Below are 25,005 nucleotides of genomic sequence, written 5' to 3' on the forward strand. Positions count from 1 at the left end.
CTGTTGGCGTAGCCTCTGTCTGTGACACGCAGAGCGTTCGTAGAGAAGCCGGCACGCTTGTTACAGCAGTTTTCACACAATAACCACACTCTCAGGGCACAGCAGTGCTGTGCCCCTACGACAAATGTGGTCTATTTACTCTAAGATGCTGTAAGGGGAATGACGGAGATGAGGGAGTAGTGAAAAATTATTCATAACATACCACCGAATCCTTCTCTTTTTTTACATAAACCTCGCTAGGCTAAAACACGAAGTTGTTGGTGTTGTTAATCTGAGTTGGCGTCACATTATCCAACTGCAGGAAATTGCGGAAAATCGCCGAACCAGTTGGACCATCCCGGTCAATTTGCAGTACCGTGCTGTTAGCTGTACTACCTTGAATAAACTGCACATACCCATCATTAATCGGATTCGTACCCTGATAACCAATACTACTGAGTAGCTGTGTAATCACAATTTTATCTTCACCCACCGTAAAATCAGCGATGCGCTGACCCACGTCCCGGAGATTGGTATAAACAAACTCATCATTCCCCATACCGCCTGTGATGGTTTTCGCACCAGCACCGCCAACGATGCGGTCATTGGCTGCAGTACCTGTTAACGGGTCGCGGGGATTGCTGATATTGCCGGTGATAACATTAAAGTCGTTGTCAGTAATGTTGACGTTGACTGCACCAATGTTAATGGCGTTGTAATTGGTATCGCTGCTGGTGGCAGTATGAGTAATAATACCACTGTGATTACCTTCAATTGCTGCATCATCAATTGCTGTCACCGTCACCGTTTGGGCGATATTCCAGTTAGCGGCGGTGAAGGTTAGTGTGTTGACATTGGTCGCAGTTTGTGTATTCGACAGGGCAATGTTGACATCCGCTGTCGGTTGGCTGGTGAGGGCGACGGTGTACGTATCCGTTGCGCCGCCTTCGGTGACGTTGGTGGTACCGCCAGATTGGGTGATGGTGACGCCTGCGGTGTCGTTGTCGGTGATGGTGACGGTGGTGGTGGAGATATCACCCAATTGATAGTCGCTGCTAGTTCCCAGGTTGAGGGTGAAGGTTTCGTTCCCTTCGGCTACTGCATCATTAACAATGGGGATGGTGACGGTTTTGCTGGTTTCGCCATCGGCAAAGTTGACGGTAATTGGGGTATTGTCGTAGTCAGCGGGTGCTGTTGCAGTCCCATTCGCCAAGGTGAGGGTGGCGCTGAGGGTGCCATTGCTACCATCTCGGTTGATGGTGACGGCTGTTACTGGTGTGCCATCTTCATTAATACTGTAGGTGGCGGCACCGAATCCGAGGATGGTGGAGCCTGGTATAGTAGTTTGGGCGTCGGCGGTGCTGGGTGCGGCTTCTGTGTTGCCGGCGTTGTCACGGGCGACACTGTAGAAGGCGTAAGTGTGACCGGCTTCACCGATGTAATTGGCTTCGGTGAGGGTGGTGTTTTCTAACCAGGGGGTGAAGTCTGCACCGTTGTCGGAAACGTAGATGGTGTAGTTGGCTAAGGCTGAACCGTTGCTGTCATCGCTACCTGACCAAGTTACGAGGAATTCTCCTGGTTGGGATGTGGCGGGTAGGACGTTGACTGTACTGTTGGGGGTGCCTGCGTCGATAGTGTTGAAGATGGGCGGGGTGTCGATGGGTTCTTCTGTGTCGAAGACAATTCGCGCTTCGGCGTCAATTACTGCGCCTGTTTGCACGTTTCGTTTGGCGCGGATGCTGTAGTTGACGAAGCCATCGCCCACACCATCTTCATTGTTGGGGGGGAGGAAACCTGCTAGAGCATCTTCTGGGATTTCGCCGGTGTTGGGGTCGATAGTGGTAATTGTCCAGAAGGCTTCGCCAGTGGTGACATCGATACCTGCGCTGACATCTACATAGTAGCCCTTGGTGGCGGTGAGGTCTAGGCGTTGGTTGTAGAAGGCGCGGTTGTCGGGTACGTCGAAGAAGAGGTCGCCCCAGCCGAAGTCGCCGACGCGGTAGGTGCGGAAGTCGAGGTCGGGGTCGAGTTGTTGGGTGATGACGACTTGTTGGGCGGGTGCGGTGGCGCTGGCTAGGTTTTCAAAGCGGATGGTGTAGGGGAGGGTTGAGGAGGCGGTGAGCCATTTTTCTTCGCCAAAGCCGGCGGGTCCGAGGATGTCGTTGGGGTCAATGGGGGCGACGATGGGTATTTTTATCTTTGGTTCTTCGGGTAATTTGGTTTCATCTACATCAATAAGTTGTATCTTAAAAACAGATAAAATATCGTATATTCGTCCGCCAATTAAATAAGAAGTTTTAACATCTATGTTGTGATTAGTTTTGCTTTCGTAATCCAATTTTGAGCCATCGGCAACAACTAGCTCATTTCTATTATTTATGCGGAATCTACCATCGGCATTATCAACAAGCTCAAAAGTAAAATTATCTTGAAGACGGAATCCTTTAGCACTCAATTTCCCAATAAGACTTCCATTGGGGCTATTTTCTTGAATTGTATTAGCATCTAACTGAACTTCGAACTCTGTTTCATGAAAATCCCAGATTTTGTCAATGCCTGGACCATCATCATATTGATTGGGATTGTTAATACTACCCAAAACATTACCAGCTTGGGGCAATGTTAAATTGAGGTTTTTCTTAGAATTAGGATCAGTAATTCCTTCCTCTCCCTTATTCAACAGTCGAGTCAGTATTTCATAGGCATAGCTATGATCGCCTACGAAAGTGATTATTCCTGGATGACGATATGATACATCAGCAAATAAATCTCGATTCCTGAGTGGATTGATGTACAGATCTTTATGACCAAAAGGATCATCGTAGCCCAACCAATCAGATGTATGAATGCCGATAACATTGTTTGCATCGGAGGAATCAACAATAAATTGTCGTCCACGGCGTTCAAATAAAGGACCAGCCGCATCTAGAGCGATAATTTCACCTAGTTTTTGCCTAGTTTTTAATAGATACCATTCGCCAGCATCACCTGATGCTTGCGCTCCCAAACTATGCCCAATTAGCGTTACATTACTGGGATTGTAACCAGTGTTAATTAAATATTCGGCAATTTCATCGCCAACCACTTGCACATATTGACTAGCTTTCTCATAGATGCTATCGAACCAGCGAATTTTAGCACCTTCTTGCCAATCGACGATGATCACATTAGCCCCTGCATCCTTAGTTTGAATAGCATTAGCCATGGCTCTGCTCCAATCTGTTGGTTGGAATTGATTATCGGGATTCCCTCCTGTGCTCCGATAGCCGTGGGTGATAACGTATGTTTTTTTACTGAGATCAATATATCCAGTCTCATCTCGACTGTTATTACGCCAAACATTGAAATAAATATTTATCGGATCTAAATCTCCGCGTTGTTTTGATTGACGTACTGCATTACCTCCGACAAAAGAGACTGGAGTAGCTTCGTTATCTGAAAATGTTGCTATTAGACTGCTAATCCCTTGATTGGCAATAGGTTCATCTGCTAAGTAACTAGCGTTTAAAAGAGCAATGTTATAGAAATCTTCTAGAGAGACAGTGGGATAGTCCTCTTTTGAAAGCGTTGTTCCTAGACTTTGTGACTCATTTTGCTGGCTAGATAATAATAGTTGTTGAGTTTCGGCCAAATTAGCTTGCAATTCACCAACCGTTTGACCAACCGAGGTTCGGAAAATATTCCAGAAATTCGTAGTAAACGTTGGATCGCTAAATAATTCAGGAGATTGGCTTTCTATTGTCTTGATATAGGAATTCCAATTTAAAGATGTAGTAGGATTATCAAGAACATTTAGAGAAAAATCAAGGGAACCGAGGGAGTCGAGTGCTTTGGCATAAAAGGTGATTGAACCAGTCGCTCCTGGAGCCAAAACACCAAAAGGACTATTTTCTGCTTGTAAAACAAACTCTAAATTTGTTTGATTACGCAGTTCTTGTCTTGTGAGAGAAATAGGAGCTTTTGTTTCGCTAGCCAATAGAACTAAAGGACTATCAAGATCAATATTTCCGTTGTTGGCAAATTGAATGGTGATGGGAACGACAACACCGGGTCTGACAGCTGATGGCGCAACAATATCAGTAACAAGATTGGCTTTACCCCCTTCAACAACGGTGAAACTATCCTGTAACTTAGCAGTTTGATTTTTGCTATTCTTCGCAACTAAATCATAAAGACCAGCCTTGCTTCCTTTTAAGTCAAAAGTAGCAAATACCTTAGTAGAATCAATCAAATCCAAACGACTAGCAGTTATCTCAACACCTAAACTTTCATCTGTAAGAGTAAAGGTAGTCCCCGTATCAAATTTTGCCCCGGAAATTTCTACTGTTACCTTACCTGCATTCCCTCCAGTATTCGTTGATAAAGAGCGAATTTCAAAATCCAGAAGTTTAGCTTCAACCGTGAAACTAGGTTGAAATTCAGGAACTGTTTGCCCATACGCTAAGACATAATAAGTACCTGCTTTTGTTGTGGGAATGACCACCTCTTGATCTGGTGATAATGCTTGCGTAAATCCAAAATCAAACTGGGCGCGACTCGGTACATCACCATAACGAATATACAACTCATTCGCCGCCGTAGTCGAAGCACTATCAAACTTCACCCGCAACGTCTCACCCGCAGCGACATCAACTTTGTAGTAAGCAGCTTGTCCTTGTCCTAAACTACCAGTATCCGCAGTTCCCAAATCCAATCGTTCCGCATCAGCCGCAAACTGGTTCAACGAAGCAGTGATATTATTACTTTCATTCGACTCAGAAATTTGATTGCGAATATCACTGCGAACGATCGCATAATAATTCCCAGGCAATAATCCAGGTAACGGAGCAGTCAAAGTCTGACTATAACTACCACCGCTAGCCACATCACCAAAGTGTTGCAATTTACCAAACAAAGCATCATTTACATCCCATTGATTATCCGCTGAGATGTAAATTGAATCAGACCAACTACCCAAAGCCGGATTTTGTCCTTGATTATTTACCGTGTAGCTGATGGTAGCATTTTGCCCTGGTACGCCATTAGCAGGGATGGTAATTGTCCCGACGACCAAATCTGCAGGTTGTGACAGACTAATTTCTGTAGAATTGCCATCGTAGCCAATATTATTTAACTCGCGATCGCTCTCGTTGATATTATTACCACCGTCAGTCACTGCAAATACATAAAATGGTCCCGACAATCCTCTGGGAATGGTAAATGACTGAGTGGCTGTATAAGATTCTCCCGTTGCTAAATTACTTTGATACTTAATCCCTAAATAAATATCCGTACTGCGGTCAAATACTTGGTCACGGGAGAGATAAACCGCATCATACCAAGAACGATTTCCGGTGCTGTATCGATTATTCTGGACAGTCCAGCTAACCGCAAAAGACTGACCGCTAATTCCCGTTTCCGGCGCATTCACCCCAGTCACCACCAAATCAGGAGAAAATTCTGGCGGTAAGTTTGTCGGTGGTTGGTTAGGAGTGGGATTAGGATTGGGGTTAGGATTGGTATTGGCAGCAATGCTAATTGTACCAACAGACACACCATTATTATTATTCTCTAGGGGGTCTTCTAAAACTTGGTTGTCGCTATCAGTCCGCACAATCGTATAGAAGTTACCCACGGCGTTTAAGGGTGCGGTAAATGTAGCTGAAGCTTCATACTCGTCACCCACCGCCAAACTATTACTACGACGGACTCTTCCCAAATAAATATCGTTGCTGTCCCCTAAATTTTGGTCACTAGACAAATATATGGCATCATACCAGAAGCTAACGTTGGTCTGACCACTGCCGAAATTTTTCACTGTCCAGTTAACAGTCACAGGTTCAGCGGCTAAACCAGTTTGTGAGTTACCGCTGACTTCAACAACCTGCAAATCGGGGGTTTGTCGGGTGATTGCAATCTGTTTCGGTGTAGAACTATTGTTAGTTTCACCCGCAACTTCATAAACGTTGTTATTGCTATCTGTGACGACAAAAAGCTGGTAATTCCCCACTAAATTAAAGGGAATTCCTACCAACTCACTGCGAGAATAAGACCCGCCGACATTCAGTAAGCCGTTGCGAGTAAATGTACTGAGTAAAACGTCATCGCCATTACCAATCACCGCGTCAGTGGAAACATAAACTCGGTCAACCCAACTGCTCACAACTGTATCACCAGTTCCTTGGTTAGTGACAGTCCAATTAACCGTGAGTGCTTTACCTGCTTCTACTGTACTTGGGGTGGTGACATCAGTGACTACTAAATCTCCGGGGAGGGAAGCAATATTAATTGCAGTGGTATCGAAGACAACATTATTGTCGTTATTCAATTCAAAGACAGTATTGGTGCTATCGGTAACAACAAAGGCGTAGTATGTACCGCTGAAACCATTAGGTAGGGTGAAGGTAGCAGAGTTATCGTAACTAGCGCCAATATCCAAGGTGCCAAAGCGACTGCGTTCACCCAGTTTTAAATCTGTGTTCGGGTCTAACTGGGTATCTGTTGACAGATAAAATGTGTCAGTCCAAGAAGAATTAGGTGTAGCCGTTGCGCCAAAGTTAGTAACGCGGTAATTAATAGTGAGGGGACGACTTGCTGATGCTGTTGCGGGTGCATCAACAAATTCAACTTCTAAATCTGGCGGTGGTGTAAGATTGATTTTCGTGGCTGTGGTATCGTAACCAGTGTTGTTGCTTTCAAAGACATTTTCGTAAACCTGATTTCCCGCATCAGTCCGCACAAAGAAGAAGAAATCGCCGCTAACACCAATTGGGAGAGTAACTGTCTGGCTGACGTTGTAACCAGTGCCTGCGTTGAGTGTACCACTGCGGTAGAATTTGCCCAAAGAGCGATCTACCCCATCCAAGACATCATCGGCTGACATGAAAACTTCATCATACCAGGATGTCTCTAAATTCTTACCCGTCCCCTGATTTGTGACTGTCCAAGTTAAATTCAGCGGTTGTCCTGAAAAACCTTGAGCCGGGGCGTTGACTGCGGTAACTTGGAAATCTGGCGGTGGTGTTAAATCAACGTCTGTCGGTCCACCAACACCGAAATTGTCATTTTCGTTGTCAAATTCAAAGACGTTATTATTGGCGTCTGTCTTCACCAAGAAGTAATAGTTACTATCGATACCTCTGGGTAACTTAGCTGTGAGGCTGTTGGTGTAACTTTCGCCGACGTTGAGGTAACTGACATTGCTTGCTTGACCTAAGTAGGTATCAGTATTATCTAAGGTGTTATCGAGGGAGAGCCAGACATTATCATACCAGAAGGGGGCGCTGGTGGCGCCGGTGCCGTTATTGGTGACTGTCCATTGTACGACGGTTTCTTGACTGGAGAAGGCTGTGGGGGGAGCAGTGACGCTGGAGACTTGGAGGTTGGGAATGGGAGCGAGGCGAATTTGGATGGAGCGATCGTCTATTGTGGTATTATTGCCTTCAGTTCCTGGACGCTCTTTGAGTTGATTGTTGGCATCAGTTTGTAAGATTAAAGTGCGATCGCCACTAATAGTCAAAGGTAAAGTGACTAGCTGACGACGTTCAATAGAAGCTCCTGGAGCAATGCTACCAGTAAAGCTAAAGCTACCCAAGAGTTGATCGTTACCTACTACCGCATCTTGGGAGAGGAACAAATTATCTGTCCAAGTTCCGCTAGCTTCCGCATTCCCTTGGTTTGTCAGTGTCCAGACAAGTTCAATGGACTGTCCTGAAAATGCTTCAATAGGAGCAACAATATTACTAACAACTAAATCTGCTAAATCAATATTGTTGATAGTAATATTATCTGTTCCACTATTGAACCCAGTCGCCGAAGCAGTAATTGTTATCGCTTGATTAGCATCAAAAATTTCATCGCCTACTGCTGTCACTGTAAAGGTGACTGAAGATTGATTTACAGGTATAGTGACAGTTTGCGGAACAGTTGCTTCTGTAGTGTCGCTGGATTCTAAGGTGACAATTAACTCAGTTGATGTATCTTCTGTATTGCGCGTAATTGTTCCTGTAGCTGTCTCTGTTTCGTTAACATTTTCTACGTTGAAAACAACTGAGAGACTTGGACTGTCATTATCAATGATTGTGACAGTAGCATTATTTTGACTCCCGATAGTTGCACCATTAGTAGGATTCGAGAGGGTGATATTAAAGGTTTGATTAGGGTCAAAAATCGTATCATCAACAATGGGGATATTGACAATTTTACTCGTTTCCCCATTGGTGAAGTTAACGGTAATTGGGTTACTAAGATAATCGCTGGGTGCAGTTGCTGTACCATTACTCAAATTAACTCTGACACTAACTGCACCATCACTACCATTAGTGCGAGTCAGGGTAACAGCCGTCACTGGTGTACCATCTTCATTGACAGTATACTCAGCCGCACTAAATTCAATTACTCCTGGTACTGCATCATTATCAATGATGTTGAGGATGGCTGTATTTTGTGTTCCTAGGGTGGCGCCACCTGTGGGATTAGTTAAAGTTAAATTGACGGTTTCTGTGGGTTCGTAAATTGTGTCATCAGTGAGGGGAATTGTTACTGTTTTGCTGGTTTCTCCGTTGGCGAAAGTGACTGTAATTGGTGAATTATTATAATCACTGACTGCTGTAGCTGTGCCATCTACAGGAGTTACAGTAACACTAATTTCGCCATCACTTCCCCCGCTACGAATTAGATTAATATTTGCTGTGCCATTTTCGTTGACGGTGTAGTTTGCTGTGTTGAAGCTAACTGTTCCTGGTTGGGGTGCATCATCATTAATGATGGTTAGCTGTGCTGTGGTTTGAGTTCCTAATGTTGCTCCGCCTTGGGGGTTGGTGAGGGTTAAGTTGATGGTTTCGTTTGGTTCAAATTGTGTGTCGTTGACGATGGGAATGGTGACGGTTTTGCTGGTTTCTCCGTTGGCGAAGTTGACGGTTATTGGGGTGTTGTTGTAGTCAGATGGTGCGGTGGCGGTGCCATTACTCAAGTTAATTCTGGCGCTGACATTTCCATCACTTCCGTTATTCCGAGTTAGGGTGACTGCGGTGACAGGTGTGCCATTTTCATTGATGGAATAGGTGGCGTTGCTAAATTGAATTACTCCTGGTACTGCATCGTTATCAATGATGTTGAGGATGGCTGTGCTTTGTGTTCCTAGGTTCGCGCCACCTGTGGGATTATTTAGGGTTAAATTAACGGTTTCATTTGGTTCGTAAATGCTGTCATCAGTGAGGGGAATTGTTACCGTCTTGCTGGTTTCTCCCTCGGCGAAAGTGACTGTAATTGGTGAATTATTATAATCACTGACGGCTGTAGCTGTGCCATCTGTGGGTGTTACAGTAACACTAATTTCGCCGTCACTTCCCCCGCTACGAATTAGATTAATATTCGCTGTGCCATTTTCGTTGACGGTGTAGTTTGCTGTGTTGAAGCTAACTGTTCCTGGTTGGGGTGCATCATCATTAATGATGGTTAGCTGTGCTGTCGTTTGAGTTCCTAATGTTGCTCCGCCTAGGGGGTTGGTGAGGGTTAAGTTAATGGTTTCGTTTGGTTCAAATTTCGTGTCGTTGACGATGGGTATGGTGACGGTTTTACTGGTTTCTCCGTTGGCGAAGTTGACGGTTATTGGGGTGTTGTTGTAGTCAGATGGTGCGGTAGCGGTGCCATTTGTTAGGTTTAGGGTCGCGCTAACATTCCCATTACTTTGACCTGTACGATTAATAGTAATCTGCTGAATCGGTGTCCCATTTTCATTAACGCTAAAAGTAGGTTGACTAAATGCTAAGATGCCAGCAGAAGCATTCTCTTCAAATCCTAAAAAACTGACTTCACTTAAAAATACCCAAGAATTGCGGCGATTGAGGGTTAATGTTAAAGCAGATCCTTGAAATCCTAATCCAGAAAATGTATAAAAGGTTGGATTTGAGGTCGGCGGGTCAATAAGTGTGCCAGAGTTATAGGACGCTCCTCCCATGCTCAAATTTATGCTTTGAGGAACACTAACTCCCCCATAACCATTGGAGTCATCGACATAAACTGTAACCGTATCTATATTAACTATCTTAGCAAAGTTGAAGGTAATACTTGGATTGATTGTCCAACCGACATAGGGACCTGCTCCTTGTGGTGCTTCTAAAACTTGCCAGTTTTCCGTGGGAATGATTCCATCAGTTAAATCGCCTAGTCCCCCACTAAGAGAAGCCAGATTTTGAAATTTATTACCTGTTCCTGTATAACTTTCGTCCCAGTAATTATAAGAACCTGTATTCCCGTTCAGCATATCATAACTGATAGGACGGACAACAACAGGTGCGTCATTATTAATAATAGTCAGTGTGGCAGTGTTCTGTGTACCAAGTTGTGCGCCATTGGTAGGGTTATTCAAAGTTAAGTTAATGGTTTCATCTGGTTCAAATTGACTGTCATCAATGATGGGAATGGTGACAGTTTTACTGGTTTCTCCATCTGCAAAGTTAACCGTAATTGGCGCATTATTGTAGTCAGATTCTGCGGTACTAGTGCCATTTGTGAGGTTAATTGTGGCGCTGACTGTGCCAAAACTACCACCTGTGCGAGTTACCGTGACAGCAGCAATAGGTGTGCCATCTTCATTGACACTGTAACCAGCTTGACTAAAGGCTAGAATTCCTGATGAAACAGGAGAAACAAATTGGCTGATAGGAGTAATCGCTACTTCATCGATGTAGACAGATTCTCCAGCTTTTACTTCTCCATCTCGTACCAATCTGACTGTAACCTGATTAGAGGGAGCAACAAATTCTTTCCAGACAAATTGCCATTGATTAATACCATTTAAAGCGCGAGAATCTGCATCAACGCCAGGTTGTGGATCGTTAGCAATATCATCGAGATCGAGATAAGTACTTCCGCTTGTTAAGTCCCCTGTGTAAATAAAACCACTTAATACATATCTCGCTCCTGCTGTCAATCCTGTAACCGCTCTTTTTAGAGCATATCCAGCACCATTGAAACCCGTATTCGTGTTTGCTTTTGCACTGAAGTTACCAGAAACAGAACGTTCGTTTGTTATCGTCCATGAATTATTTCTCCCATAAGTGGATAAAAGAGACCAACCACTTAAGTCTCCTGTTTCAAATCCCCCATTTGTCACCTTTGTCCAATTACCCGTATTCGGTAGATCGTTATCTACGATCATTAGAGTTGCTGTATTTTGTGTTCCTAGTGTTGCGCCATTGCTGGGATTAGCGAGGCTCAAACTAACTGTTTCGTTTCCATCAATTAGAGTGTCATCAACAATGGGAATATTGACAGTTTTACTCGTTTCCCCATTGGCGAAGTTAACCGTAATTAGCGCATTATTGTAGTCAGATGGTGCAGTAGCGGTGCCATTTGTCAGGTTAACTGTGGCACTGACTGAACCTGTACTAATTCCTGTACGATTCACAGTCACAGTAGTAACAGGAGTCCCATCTTCATTGACACTAAAATTAGCTTGACTGAAGTATAATATCCCAACAGGATTTTCGGCTACCCATACTGGATTATTGATTAAACTTGCGGTGCGTCCATTAATGGTTGCATCTGCTGATATGCTACCTGTGCGTTCGTTAAACTGGTAATAAGCCACCAAGCCCGTAGAATTTGGTGCAACAGACTGATTAAAATTATTAACTATTTCAGAAGCCGTGCGAGCAGTATTCCATATACGCACTTCATCCATGCTTCCATTCCAATTCCGTCCTCCAACTCCCCAATTTGCGAGGCGCAAAAATTGACTTCCGTCATAATTGATTGAACCACTGTAAGAAGCAGAATTAACAAGGACTCCATCTATATAAACGGAAACAGAGTTTACGTCTTTTACGAAAGCCAAATGCTGCCATGTATTTGGAGTTAGAGCAAAGGAAACACCTGTACCTACGCCCGTAGAACTACTAACAGCAAAATAATAATTATTTGTTGCATAGTCATTTTGTTGCACCACCCAACTACGATTAGATCTATGGTTGTTATCAATGATGTCGGCATATCGAACCTGTGTTTCTCCTGCCTTCACCCACATTTCTAAAGTAAAATTTTGATAGTTGAACCATGTCCCCAAATCTGCCTGCTGATTAATGCCATTAAATTTAATGGCATATTTAGAGGCATCATTATCCATAATTTGGAGAACAGCAGTGTTTTGAGTTCCTAATGTTGCACCGCCTGTGGGATTAGTTAGGGTTAAATTAATGGTTTCATCTGGTTCAAATTGAGTGTCGTTAACAATCGGAATATTAAGAGTTTTACTGGTTTCGCCATCTGCAAAATTAATCGTAATTGGGGTATTGCTGTAGTCAGTGGGTGCAGTAGCTGTGCCATTACTTAGTTGTAGGGTTGCACCAACTGAACCCACACTATTACCAGCACGATTGATAGTAACTGTACTAATTGGTGTCCCATCTTCCTTAACACTAAATTGACTAGCACTAAAGGAAAGAATAGCGGGATTTATATCATCATTCGTAATTGTGGCAGTAATTGCCCCAAAAGTTCCTATTGTATAGTTGGAACTAGAACCAAGAGTTAAACTAACTGTTTCATCAGATTCAAAGGTATTATCTGCTGTAGGATCTATCGTTAAGGTAGCTGTATCAGAACCTGCAAGAAAAGTAATTGTTCCACTTGTACCATTAAAACTTGCTGCCCCATTTTGGGTATAGTCACTGTTAAAACTTGCGCTTCCGCCGACGTTAAAGTTAACAGTTAAAGGATTGGAAGTGTTACCACTGCGGTTAAAGGTGTAAATCAGGTTATTTGTGCCGTCTTCTACTACGCTGGTGGGAGCAACCGCAATAGAAATAGTTGGTAAATCATTATCAACAATCGTTAGCGCAGAAGTTTTTTGAGTCCCTAGAGTTGCTCCTCCTGTTGGATTACTCAGGGTGAGATTTAGTGTTTCATCACCTTCATAAATGGTGTCATTAACAATAGGAATTGTAACCGTTTTACTAGCTTCACCATTAGCAAAATTGACAACGATGGGAGCATTATTATAATCTGCTGGTGCATTTGCTGTGCCATCGGTGGGGTTTAAAGTAACACTGGCGATACCATCAGTTCCACCTGTACGATTGATGGTAACAGCACTGACAGGCGTACCATTTTCATTGACACTGAAATTATTCGCATTGAAAGAAAAGATGCCTGGTTTATAGTTGACATCTTGAACAACATCTAAAACTAAAGATTTATTGACAACTAATGATTGCAGAAGTAATCCATTGCCGAGGTTGAAGCCAGTAATATTGGTAAAGCCACCACTAAAATTGCCACCAAAGTCGAGGATAGTATAGCGATCTCCAAGAATAGGAGTAAATCCATTTACTAAGCTAATATTTAAATTCCCGTTTAGGCTGGCATTACCTGTAATATTGAGGCGATCATAATTAGTAGCTCCTCCTAATTCAATATTGAGATTGCTGCTGGTGCTTTGAGTATAATTGCCTGTAATTTTCAGTGTGCCAATGCCGTCACCGGGGTTAATTTGCGTGAGGTTAGATACATTACCAATAATTGTGCCACTTCCGGCTAATGTTCCTCCCTGTAAGGTATAATTACTTGAAAATTGCAGAATCGCTCCATTGTTAACTGCCCAATTCCCACTACTAGTACCACCACTTTGTAAATTGAGTGTACCACTAGATACCTGCACAGTCCCCGTATTATTGAACTGAGTCGAGATATAAGTCGTACCTGTTCCTGCGGTTTTCTTCAGGATACCGGCATTATTCAGTTTTGATTGATTGCCATAATAATAAACAAAAGAGCGATCGCTTTGAATGTCAAAGACTCCAGTGTCGGTGTTATTCCAAACAGCACCGTCATACAAATAAATATGTCCATCAGTCCAAGTTGTTGTACCTTGGTTTTCAATGGTGCGACTACCAAGGAATTTATTGTTACCGCTGAGTGTAGCTGTTCCTTGGATGATGGTTTTACCTGCACCTGTTTGATATCCCCCAGTCCAGTTGAAGGTGCCACCTGTTTCAATGGTTAAATCACCGGTGCCTGTGAGGGTGCCACCACTGAGGGTAAAATTATTGACTTCGCTGGCGGTTGCCTCATTGACAGAAACCGTTCCCCCACTGATTGAAATTACACCACTTCCCGTAAGTGAACCACCTGTGAAGTTGTAATTACCACCGCTAAAGAGTAATGTGCCTCCAGTATCTGCCTTAAATATGCCACTACTAGTACCACCGCCCTGTAAATTGAGTGTACCACTAGATACCTGCACAGTCCCCGTATTATTGAACTGAGTCGAGATATAAGTCGTACCTGTTCCTGCGGTTTTCTTCAGTGTGCCGGCATTATTCAGTTTTGGTTGATTACCATAATAATAAACAAAAGAGCGATCGCTTTGAATGTCAAAGACTCCAGTGTCGGTGTTATTCCAAACAGCACCGTCATACAAATAAATATGTCCATCAGTCCAAGTTGTTGTACCTTGGTTTTCAATGGTGCGACTACCAAGGAATTTATTGTTACCGCTGAGTGTAGCTGTTCCTTGGATGATGGTTTTACCTGCACCTGTTTGATATCCCCCAGTCCAGTTGAAGGTGCCACCTGTTTCAATGGTTAAATCACCGGTGCCTGTGAGGGTGCCACCACTGAGGGTAAAATTATTGACTTCGCTGGCGGTTGTACCGTTGAATCCTAGAGTCCCGCCACTAAGGGTAAGGTTATTGACTTCGCTGACAATTGCCTCATTGACAGAGATATTACCACCTGTGACAGAGATGGTTCCCTGTCCCGTGAGTGAACCACCTGTGAAGTTGTAATTACCACCGCTAAAGAGTAATGTGCCTCCAGTATCTGCCTTAAATATGCCACTACTAGTACCACCACTTTGTAAATTGAGTGTACCACTAGATACCTGCACAGTCCCCGTATTATTGAACTGAGTCGAGATATAAGTCGTACCTGTTCCTGCGGTTTTCTTCAGGATACCGGCATTATTCAGTTTTGATTGATTGCCATAATAATAAACAAAAGAGCGATCGCTTTGAATGTCAAAGACTCCAGTGTCGGTGTTATTCCAAACAGCACCGTCATACAAATAAATATGTCCATCAGTCCAAGTTGTTGTACCTTGGTTTTCAATGGTGCGACTACCAAGGAATTTATTGTTACCGCTGAGTGTAGCTGTTCCTTGGATGATGGTTTTACCTGCACCTGTTTGATATCCCCCAGTCCAGTTGAAGGTGCCACCTGTTTCAATGGTTAAATCACCGGTGCCTGTGAGGGTGCCACCACTGAGGGTAAAATTATTGACTTCGCTGGCGGTTGCCTCATTGACAGAAACCGTTCCCCCACTGATTGAAATTACACCACTTCCCGTAAGTGAACCACCTGTGAAGTTGTAATTACCACCGCTAAAGAGTAATGTGCCTCCAGTATCTGCCTTAAATATGCCACTACTAGTACCACCGCCCTGTAAATTGAGTGTACCACTAGATACCTGCACAGTCCCCGTATTATTGAACTGAGTCGAGATATAAGTCGTACCTGTTCCTGCGGTTTTCTTCAGTGTGCCGGCATTATTCAGTTTTGGTTGATTACCATACCAATGATAAAAATAGCGATCGCTTTGAATGTCAAAGACTCCCGTGTCGGTGTTATTCCAAACAGCACTGTTATACAGATAAATATCTCCACCAGTCCAAGTTGTTGTACCTTGGTTTTCAATGGTGCGACTACCAAGGTATTTAGTGCTACCGCTGAGTGTAGCTGTTCCTTGGATGATGGTTTTACCTGCACCTGTTTGATATCCCCCAGTCCAGTTGAAGGTGCCACCTGTTTCAATGGTTAAATCACCGGTGCCTGTGAGGTTTCCACCACTGAGGGTAAAATTATTGACTTCGCTGGCAGTTGTACCGTTGAGTCCTAGAGTCCCGCCACTAAGGGTAAGGTTGTTGACTTCGCTGACAATTGCCTCATTGACAGAGATGTTACCACCTGTGACAGAGATGGTTCCCTGTCCCGTGAGTGAACCACCTGTGAAGTTGTAATTACCACCGCTAAAGAGTAATGTGCCTCCAGTATCTGCCTTAAATATGCCACTACTAGTACCACCGCCCTGTAAATTGAGTGTACCACTAGATACCTGCACAGTCCCCGTATTATTGAACTGAGTCGAGATATAAGTCGTACCAGTGCTGTTGGTTTTCTTCAGGATACCGGCATTATTCAGTTTTGGTTGATTACCATACCAATGATAAAAATAGCGATCGCTTTGAATGTCAAAGACTCCAGTGTCGGTGTTATTCCAAACAGCACTGTCATAGAGATAAATATCTCCACCAGTCCAAGTTGTTGTACCTTGGTTTTCAATGGTGCGACTACCAAGGAATTTATTGTTACCGCTGAGTGTAGCTGTTCCTTGGATGATGGTTTTACCTGCACCTGTTTGATATCCCCCAGTCCAGTTGAAGGTGCCACCTGTTTCAATGGTTAAATCACCGGTGCCTGTGAGGGTGCCACCACTGAGGGTAAAATTATTGACTTCGCTGGCGGTTGCCTCATTGACAGAAACCGTTCCCCCACTGATTGAAATTACACCACTTCCCGTGAGTGAACCACCTGTGAAGTTATAATTACCACCGCTAAAGAGTAATGTGCCTCCAGTATCTGCCTTAAATATGCCACTACTAGTACCACCACTTTGTAAATTGAGTGTACCACTAGATACCTGCACAGTCCCCGTATTATTAAACTGGGTCGAGATATAAGTCGTACCAGTGCTGTTGGTTTTCTTCAGTGTGCCGGCATTATTCAGTTTTGGTTGATTACCTTGCCAATGATAAAAATAGCGATCGCTTTGAATGTCAAAGACTCCCGTGTCGGTGTTATTCCAAACAGCACTGTCATAGAGATAAATATCTCCACCAGTCCAAGTTGTTGTACCTTGGTTTTCAATGGTGCGACTACCAAGGAATTTATTGTTACCGCTGAGTGTAGCTGTTCCTTGGATGATGGTTTTACCTGCACCTGTTTGATATCCCCCAGTCCAGTTGAAGGTGCCACCTGTTTCAATGGTTAAATCACCGGTGCCTGTGAGGGTGCCACCACTGAGGGTAAAATTATTGACTTCGCTGGCGGTTGTACCGTTGAATCCTAGAGTCCCGCCACTAAGGGTAACTATATTATTAACTTGAATATTATTGACAGTTAGTAATCCACCAGAAATTACAAAAGCTTCTTCCGAAGAAAAAAGATTGAGTATAGTATTACTGTTGCGATAAGTAGTCGTAATATTGTTATTAATAAAATTGATAACAACATCGTCTCCACTCAGGGGCAGTTGGTTTTCTGTCCAGTTATTAGCAATATCCCAAAAACCGTCAATAGCAGCTTTCCAAGTACGAGTAGCCATAAGATGTTTTTTCTTTTTTAATAAATTATTAATGCAGGTTCTATTTCCAGCTTATTTAGGTTGTGGGCTTACCTAATCGCAAATTCACTTTTAGAGATTGTTTAAAAAGTTTTCGGCGAATAAAGGTGACAACTACACAAGTATTGTCCTCGGTTAGTGGGACTAACACAAACATCTTGGGTTTTGTCTGTGTAGACACGGTTTATAATCGCCAATGTGAGTAGTAAATTAGACTTTTCAAACAACCTCTAAGTTCTATTTACCTATTCATTCTCATCGACACCTTAGTTATTTGGCGCTATGGGGATAACTAATTCATCGGCTGCAGGATTTAATTGATAACTAACTGAATTAAAAAACTTGGTATTCACAACTTCTTTATAAATCTCTAAATCACCCTCCCAATTACCAATCACTTGACTTAAACCAGCCAACCTTTGACTCGGCTCATCACCAGATATTGCATGACCAAAATTAGCCGTAAATAGCACAATTGGCAATACTGTTTGGTCTGGCAATTGTAACCCAGCTTCATTAATATCTAAATTAAGCTGCACCCCTTCAAAAGTGTACACAAACCGCGTAGCAGCTTGCACAGTCGCTTCCCCAAACTCTTGCCAAGGTCCAGGATTCAACAACGTTTTCAAAATATAGTTCCGCGCTGTATTTTGTTCTCCCTCCAACAAAACATGACCGCGAAAATTAATCCCAATTCCCTGATACTCCACCTGCGCTAATGTTGCCAAATACTTATTCGCTATTGTGGCAATTTCCACATCTTGCGGTTCTTTAGTGCTAATAGACTCAGTGAAAACAACCCGATTTACTTCCGCAATTATATTGACACCATTTTGAAAAACTACCTGCGCCGCAGTATTCGTCAAAATCGGTTGTCGAGCCAGTTCCCAATCACTAGGAACAATACCGCTGTATTTGAGAAAATCTGGCGTCAAAATTGTCGGATTGTGCCGTTTTGCTGCAATAGCAATGGCAAATTCCTGAACATCTAAATTCGGTTTCATATAATCTCAAGCTCCCTGTAGTTTTTCGTTGACAAGATAAAATTGGTTAGTTAAATTAAGCCAGTGGGTAAGAATATATCGTCTCTTTTACGCCAAACGACTACAGCAATCCTCAAAGTTTTGAGAATTTTTTTGATGTTGACGCGCAGCAAAAAGCTGTAAGTTAACAAGCTGGAGTTTAGACTACTTCAACCTATTAAAATACGAAAGCCTCTCTGAATAAGGCTTTGATGCTTTTGGGGATTGTTTGAAATCCTAAATCTAGAACCTTTATGTGACAATGGTTGTAGGGTTACAAATCAACTTTAGTCTAAACTCCAGTAACAAATTTAACGCTTACTACTGCTGCAGTTATAACTAGTATTACATTTTTAATACATTTTTAATCCTTGATATATCTCAGTATATTTATCATAATACATTCTTAGTTTGAGTTGTCAAGCACCTCATCCCAGTATTTTCTTCAATTCATCGCGGAACCAATCCTCTGAAAAGCTCCGAAACTTCTGGGAGGCTTGAAACCCACATCCCGCACTTCAAAATGTAATATAGCATTGTTGCAAATAATCTTACGAAGACTACTAGTACTGTGTCAAGATAAAAATGATGGACTGTAGTGCGGGCATCTTGCCCGCGTGAGCGAGACGCTCACACTACTGTGTCAAGATAAAAATGATGGACTGTAGTGCGGGCATCTTGCCCGCGTGAGCGAGACGCTCACACTACTGTGTCAAGATAAAAATGATGGACTGTAGTGCGGGCATCTTGCCCGCGTGAGCGAGACGCTCACACTACTGTGTCAAGATAAAAATGATGGACTGTAGTGCGGGCATCTTGCCCGCGTGAGCGAGACGCTCACACTACTGTGTCAAGATAAAAATGATGGACTGTAGTGCGGGCATCTTGCCCGCGTGAGCGAGACGCTCACACTACTGTGTCAAGATAAAAATGATGGACTGTAGTGCGGGCATCTTGCCCGCGTGAGCGAGACGCTCACACTACCAAAAATCCCTCAAAACAAAATTGACAGACTACTAGACATCTGGTGAAATTAATGGAGCTTCACCTGAAACGCTGGTAGAGTCTTGACACTAGGGTCTGCTTGACCCTCCGAATTTTAGATTTTGGATACTTCGACTTCCCTGCGGGACGCTGCGCGAACGCTCAGTACAAGTTTTGGATTTTAGATTTTTGGGGTACCTTGCAGACCCCATGTGTCTGTAAAAATCTAAAAGACGCTCCTACGTCGCTCTAAGCGCAGCTATGCCGTAGGCTTTACGCTACGAAGCACGCAAATCCAAAATCCAAAATTGGTTGACCCTAGCACCCTACAAAGTGTAGTGTTAGGCTTATGAGGTAATTTTACCTTATTCGGAGAGAAGGCTCCCGCCATAATCTGTGATTTGGCGGCGAGATGAATCGAGGGCGAAAAACGAAACGTTCTACGACCATTACTTGCTTTCAAGCAAGCGTGGGAGAGGGAACAGTTGAGTTTTTCGCAAATCCATATTATGATTACACTATTAAGTTGAGTGTAAAAATGCTGGTATTTGAAGCCAAACTGGAAGGAACGAACGAGCAGTACCGAAAGCTGGATGAAGCTATCCGTACTGCTCGTTTTGTTCGCAACAGTTGTGTTCGATACTGGATGGATAATAAGGGCATTGGTAAATACGAGTTGAGCGCATATTGCGCTGTGCTTGCTGCTAATCCAGATTTTCCTTATGCTACCAAGCTTAATTCGATGGCTCGTCAAGCCAGTGCCGAAAGAGCGTGGTCTGCAATTGCTCGGTTCCTTGATAACTGCAAGAAAAATAAGCCAGGAAAAAAAGGATTTCCAAAGTTCAAGAAAGAACAAACGCATGGCTCTGTTGAATACAAAACCTGTGGATGGAAGCTTTCTGAAGACCGCAGGTATATCACTTTCTCCGATGGGTTTCAAGCAGGAACCTTTAAACTCTGGGGAACTCGTGACCTGCATTTCTACCACAGGAAACAGTTTAAAAGGGTGCGGGTTGTCCGTCGTGCAGATGGCTATTATTGCCAGTTTTGCATTGACCATGAACGAGTAGAAAAGCGAGAACCAACTGGTAAAACTATTGGTATTGACCTGGGGTTAAACCACTTCTATACAGATAGTAACGGAGAAACAGTCGCCAACCCTAGACATCTTCGTAAAAGTGAAAAGTCCTTGAGACGTTTGCAACGGCGGATGTCTAAGACTAGAAAAGGTTCTCAAAATAGAATTAAGTTGAGAAATAAACTTGCTCGTAAACACCTCAAAGTAAGTCGCCAGCGTAAAGACTTTGCTGTTAAGACAGCAAGGTGCGTGGTGAGGTCTAACGACCTCGTGGCGTATGAGGATTTGATGGTGCGAAATATGGTGAAAAATCACCGATTGGCTAAGTCGATTAGTGACGCTTCATGGTCGCTGTTTCGTGAATGGGTTGAGTATTTTGGTAAGGTGTTTGGTGTTGTCACGGTTGCCGTTCCACCACATTACACCTCACAGAATTGCTCTAATTGTGGAGAGGTTGTCAAAAAGACTCTTAGCACCAGAACTCATGTTTGTCCTCATTGTGGGCATACGCAAGATAGGGATTGGAACGCAGCGCGGAACATTTTAGCAAAAGGATTGAGTACGGCGGGTCACGTCGGAACTAACGCCTCTGGAGAGACTGACCAATACTTGAGTGAGGAAACTCCTTTAAGCAAGTCAACTCGTGGAAAGAGGAAACCCAAAGAGCGATCTTTGGAATCCCCCACTATATTCGGTACTCCGAATTAGTGGTGGGAGGATGTCAATTATATACATCACAATCAATATCACCTACGCTAGTATCATAGGGTTACATTTGTGCCTTATCGGTCGATTAATGAGCGAAAACTATGAGATATCAGAACCGCAATCTAATCTATCTCCCAGCTTTCAGGATTTATTTTATTTAAAACCAGGGCGAACGATGGGACTTGAACCCACGGATGGTGGTACCACAAACCACTGCCTTAACCACTTGGCTACGCTCGCCATTTACTTCTTGAGTATAACACGTCTTTGGTGATTTTGTCCAAAGAATTTTTGTTAAAGGAACGGACTCACTTAATTTCGAGTCTTTGAAGTCTGAAGACTACAATGAACCACTTTGGGTAAATATGAAAGCCTTAACTATTATAACGTATGTAGCAGCAGCCGGACTAGCTGCTTTGGGGGTAACAATGGCGAAGACTAATCCCAGTCAAGCTGAATATGAAAATTATGCAGTGCAACGGCTGACGGACTACTTGAAGACTGATGTTTGTAAAAAGACACAAAATATTATAGAAAATTTAATACATTTCAATTGCGAAAAGGCTGTAGATTCCGCTAGTCCACAAATCCGGCCAATCATCTCTCAAACTACGCAGCAGCAAAATTTACTGTTTTTTAGTATTTACCGTACAGATTTAAAATTGAGTGATTTGATACCTTCTTATCGATTTGAAACCGTGGGGGCATTTAATAACTTTTATACCTACTCTGCCGAGCAGCAATAGGGTAAAGCCCATGACGGTTGACGGTTGACGGTATCGTGTAGGGCGCGTCAGATTTTGAGAAATTGGTGATGCTCAAGAGATTTTTGATTCTGGCCGTCCTAGAAGAACGGGGTTTTAGACCCAAACTTTCAGTAAAATGGATATAGTCACCGAGAGTTAAATCCTTGCCCATGTCATCTGCATATCTGCTGGTATCCCACGGAAGTCGTGATCCGCGTCCAGAAATTGCTATGCAGCAACTGGCAGAATTGGTACGCGAGAAACTGCAAAGCTACCAAAATCAGCTCGTCGGTACAGCATACTTGGAATTGAATCCTCAGCCTTTGCATGAGCAGATTAAACAATTTGCCCAGCAGGCTTTGATTGTTGGGTGCGATCGCCTGAAAATTGTACCCCTATTTCTGCTGTCGGGTGTGCATGTGATGCAAGATATTCCGGCGGAAGTAGCACTGGCTCAACAGGCTCTCGGTCAAGATATAATCATTAATCTCCAACCATATTTAGGTACTCACCCTGATTTAGGGTATCTGCTCGCCAAGCACATGGTTGCTCATCATAGCGCCGCTGGGATTCTGTTAGCTCATGGTAGCCGTCGTCCTGATTCTCTTGCGCCTGTGGAAGCTATAGCGGCGAGTTTGGGCGCAGTCGCAGCTTATTGGGCTGTACCTCCTAGTTTAGAATCACGAGTCAAACAGTTGATTGCTGGAGGTAAGCGAGAAATTGTAATTATACCATACTTTTTATTCGCCGGTGGTATAACCGATGCGATCGCACAATCCGTCGAAGCGCTAAAATTACAACTTCCGGTCGTGAATTTCCATCTCGCCCAGCCTTTAGGAGCCACTCCAGAAATAGCAGCCATAATTTGGGATTTAATAGATCAATGAACCGCACAGAACAACAGGAACAATTGGAAATTTTGGGTAAGGTTTATTTAGTCGGTGCGGGACCAGGAGATCCAGGACTAATGACCCTCAAAGGCAAGAGTTTATTAGAGTGTGCCGATGTTGTGATCTATGATGCCTTGGTGAGTCCAGCTATTCTGGCGATGATTAACCCCCACGCCGAGCAAATCAACGCCGGTAAACGTCGGGGGCGACATTCTTTGTTACAAGACGAAACCACCCAACTGCTGATTGAAAAAGCCCATGATCATGCTATAGTAGTACGACTCAAAGGCGGCGATCCGTTTATTTTCGGTCGCGGTGGCGAGGAAATGGCAGAATTAGTCCAAGCCGGAATTTCTGCGGAAGTTGTGCCGGGTATTACATCGGGAATTGCCGCCCCAGCCTATGCAGGCATACCCTTAACCCATCGTTTGTATAGCTCTTCAGTTACTTTTGTGACGGGACACGAAGCGTCAGGTAAGTATAAACCCACAGTAAATTGGAGTGCGATCGCCCACGGTTCCGAAACCGTTGTGATTTATATGGGAATTCACAATTTACCTTATATTGTCGAACAATTAACCACCGCAGGCTTGAATTTAGAAACACCAATTGCTTTAGTGCGTTGGGGTACACGACCCGAACAAGAAGAATTGATCGGTAAATTGGGGACAATAGTTGAGCAAGTCGAGCAAACCGAATTTGGCGCCCCCGCGATCGCAGTTATTGGCTCTGTGGTACATATGCACAGTATTTTATCTGGTTGTCGTCCAGTTTAGGGATTGGGGATTGGGGATTGGGGATTGGGGGGAATGACAAATGACAAATGACAAAGAGTAATGAGTAATGAGTAATGAGTAATGAGTAATGAGTAATGAGTAATGAGTAATGAGTAATGAGTAATGAGTAATGACAAATGACAAATGACAAATGACAATTAAACAATATGTTGAAAGATGGTTTTAAGTAAATCGCCTTGGTTAAAAGGCTTGGTTAAATAGCCTGAAGCTCTCACCATCTTAGCTTTCGCTCTATCGATTAATCCCGTTTTTCCTGTCACCATAATCACGGGGATATTTTTAAAATGTGAATGTTTCCGCAACAAGGAACATAATTCATATCCATCTAAATTAGGCATGGAAACATCAAGTAAAATTATGTCTGGCTTCGTGCGAATAATTTCCATTAAAGCTTTCAATGGATCGGTGACTCCGACAACAGAAAATATTTGCTCATCTAAAAAACTTCTAATAGCATTCAAGACGCTGGGACTGTCGTCAATACAGAATATAGTGTAGATTTTTCTCTCGGATGATGGCGGAGAAATTCGCACAAACTTATGATGTTCATGTTCAGCATTGTTAGGGGAATGTTTAGGCGATTCCTGAGCCTGATTACCGTGAGATTTTGACGACGGTGGCTGAGTTTGGCGGGTAAATTTTGTCCCTTCCCCCCTCGCACCTGGTGACTGAACACTGTCTCTTTGTGATCGCTTTTGACACCGTTCTACTAATAAGCGCAAATTAAGATAACAAAACTTCGGCATATCATCCAGAAAGCTTTCGGGAATAAATTCATAACTCCCTACTTCTAAACTCAGAAAAGAGTCTAGCACTTCTAACGCCAATTGCTCTATTAATATCGCAGCTTGCGAGCGACTAATATATTTTTGTTTGACTAACCAACAAATAGCTAAATAATCGGGATTCGGTATAGCCTCATTTTCAATCGCCGTTTCAAATATCGCCCGTAACTGCTCATTAATTCCCCTAGGGATAGTAGAAACTTGTTGACTTAACCGTTGTAAATGTCTGTATAGCGGTTCAAACATTTGCTCAGAGTAACAGGCGTAAATTAATTTACCCTCAACTACATATATTGACCAAGAACCTGTAGTGCTAAATACCTGCAAACAACCAGTGACAGATTTATGAGTGATTTTTTTTAACAGCGATAGAGGATGTAGTTTCTGAAAAAATCTGTATCTACCAATAGGAAGTGTCTTCATTGGGACGGCTCTGGAAAAAAGCAATATTTACAATTGAAATTGCGATTTAGTAGAATAGCCATGCGCTTTTGCTAAATAGTTTAATATCCTACCAAACAACAGTATTCCAAACATCAGATTTATTTTCTGTATCTTTCGCTAAAAAAGCTCAACTCACAGTAATTTACAGCAATTTTCACGCAATAACCACAGATCTTCGTAGGGGATCTAGGC

The 25,005-nt window shown here is 43.2% G+C and carries 8 protein-coding genes and 1 tRNA gene; 4 read left to right on the top strand and 5 right to left on the bottom strand.

Going from position 1 to position 25,005, the window contains the following annotated elements:
* Positions 1-241: 241 nt before the first annotated feature.
* Positions 242-17,341, bottom strand: coding sequence for a Calx-beta domain-containing protein (locus HEQ19_15175; protein WYM00653.1), 17,100 nt, complete (start codon positions 17,339-17,341; stop codon positions 242-244).
* Positions 17,342-17,625: 284 nt separating this feature from the next.
* Positions 17,626-18,363: a hypothetical protein gene (locus HEQ19_15180; protein WYM00654.1), complete on the bottom strand. Its 738-nt coding sequence runs from the start codon at positions 18,361-18,363 to the stop codon at positions 17,626-17,628.
* Positions 18,364-19,903: 1,540 nt separating this feature from the next.
* On the opposite strand from HEQ19_15180, the gene HEQ19_15185 reads away from it, so the two are divergent.
* Entirely contained in the window at positions 19,904-21,151 is a 1,248-nt protein-coding gene (locus HEQ19_15185; GenBank protein WYM00655.1) for a transposase, read from the top strand.
* A gap of 167 nt (positions 21,152-21,318) precedes the next feature.
* Here HEQ19_15185 and HEQ19_15190 read toward each other — a convergent pair.
* A tRNA-His gene (locus tag HEQ19_15190) sits at positions 21,319-21,391 on the bottom strand.
* 125 nt (positions 21,392-21,516) lie between these two features.
* Between HEQ19_15190 and HEQ19_15195 the strand changes: the two genes are divergently transcribed.
* From HEQ19_15195 to cobA, 3 genes are all read left to right on the top strand, one after another.
* Positions 21,517-21,897: a DUF4359 domain-containing protein gene (locus HEQ19_15195; protein ID WYM00656.1), complete on the top strand. Its 381-nt coding sequence runs from the start codon at positions 21,517-21,519 to the stop codon at positions 21,895-21,897.
* Positions 21,898-22,067: 170 nt separating this feature from the next.
* Complete coding sequence (locus HEQ19_15200; GenBank protein WYM00657.1) at positions 22,068-22,784, top strand: sirohydrochlorin chelatase; 717 nt, start codon at positions 22,068-22,070, stop codon at positions 22,782-22,784.
* Positions 22,781-23,563, top strand: a complete 783-nt coding sequence (gene cobA / locus HEQ19_15205; GenBank protein ID WYM00658.1) for a uroporphyrinogen-III C-methyltransferase — start codon at positions 22,781-22,783, stop codon at positions 23,561-23,563. The genes HEQ19_15200 and cobA overlap by 4 nt, the downstream gene beginning before the upstream one ends.
* Here cobA and HEQ19_15210 read toward each other — a convergent pair.
* On the bottom strand, positions 23,560-23,721 hold the full coding sequence (locus tag HEQ19_15210; protein WYM00659.1) for a hypothetical protein: 162 nt from the start codon (positions 23,719-23,721) through the stop codon (positions 23,560-23,562). The genes cobA and HEQ19_15210 overlap by 4 nt on opposite strands.
* A complete protein-coding gene (locus HEQ19_15215) occupies positions 23,722-24,792 on the bottom strand; it encodes a response regulator (protein ID WYM00660.1) in 1,071 nt (356 codons plus the stop codon). It lies immediately after the preceding gene.
* Positions 24,793-25,005 lie beyond the last annotated feature (213 nt).

The sequence above is a fragment of the Gloeotrichia echinulata CP02 genome (genome assembly GCA_038087035.1).
Classification (GTDB): Bacteria; Cyanobacteriota; Cyanobacteriia; order Cyanobacteriales; family Nostocaceae; genus Gloeotrichia; species Gloeotrichia echinulata.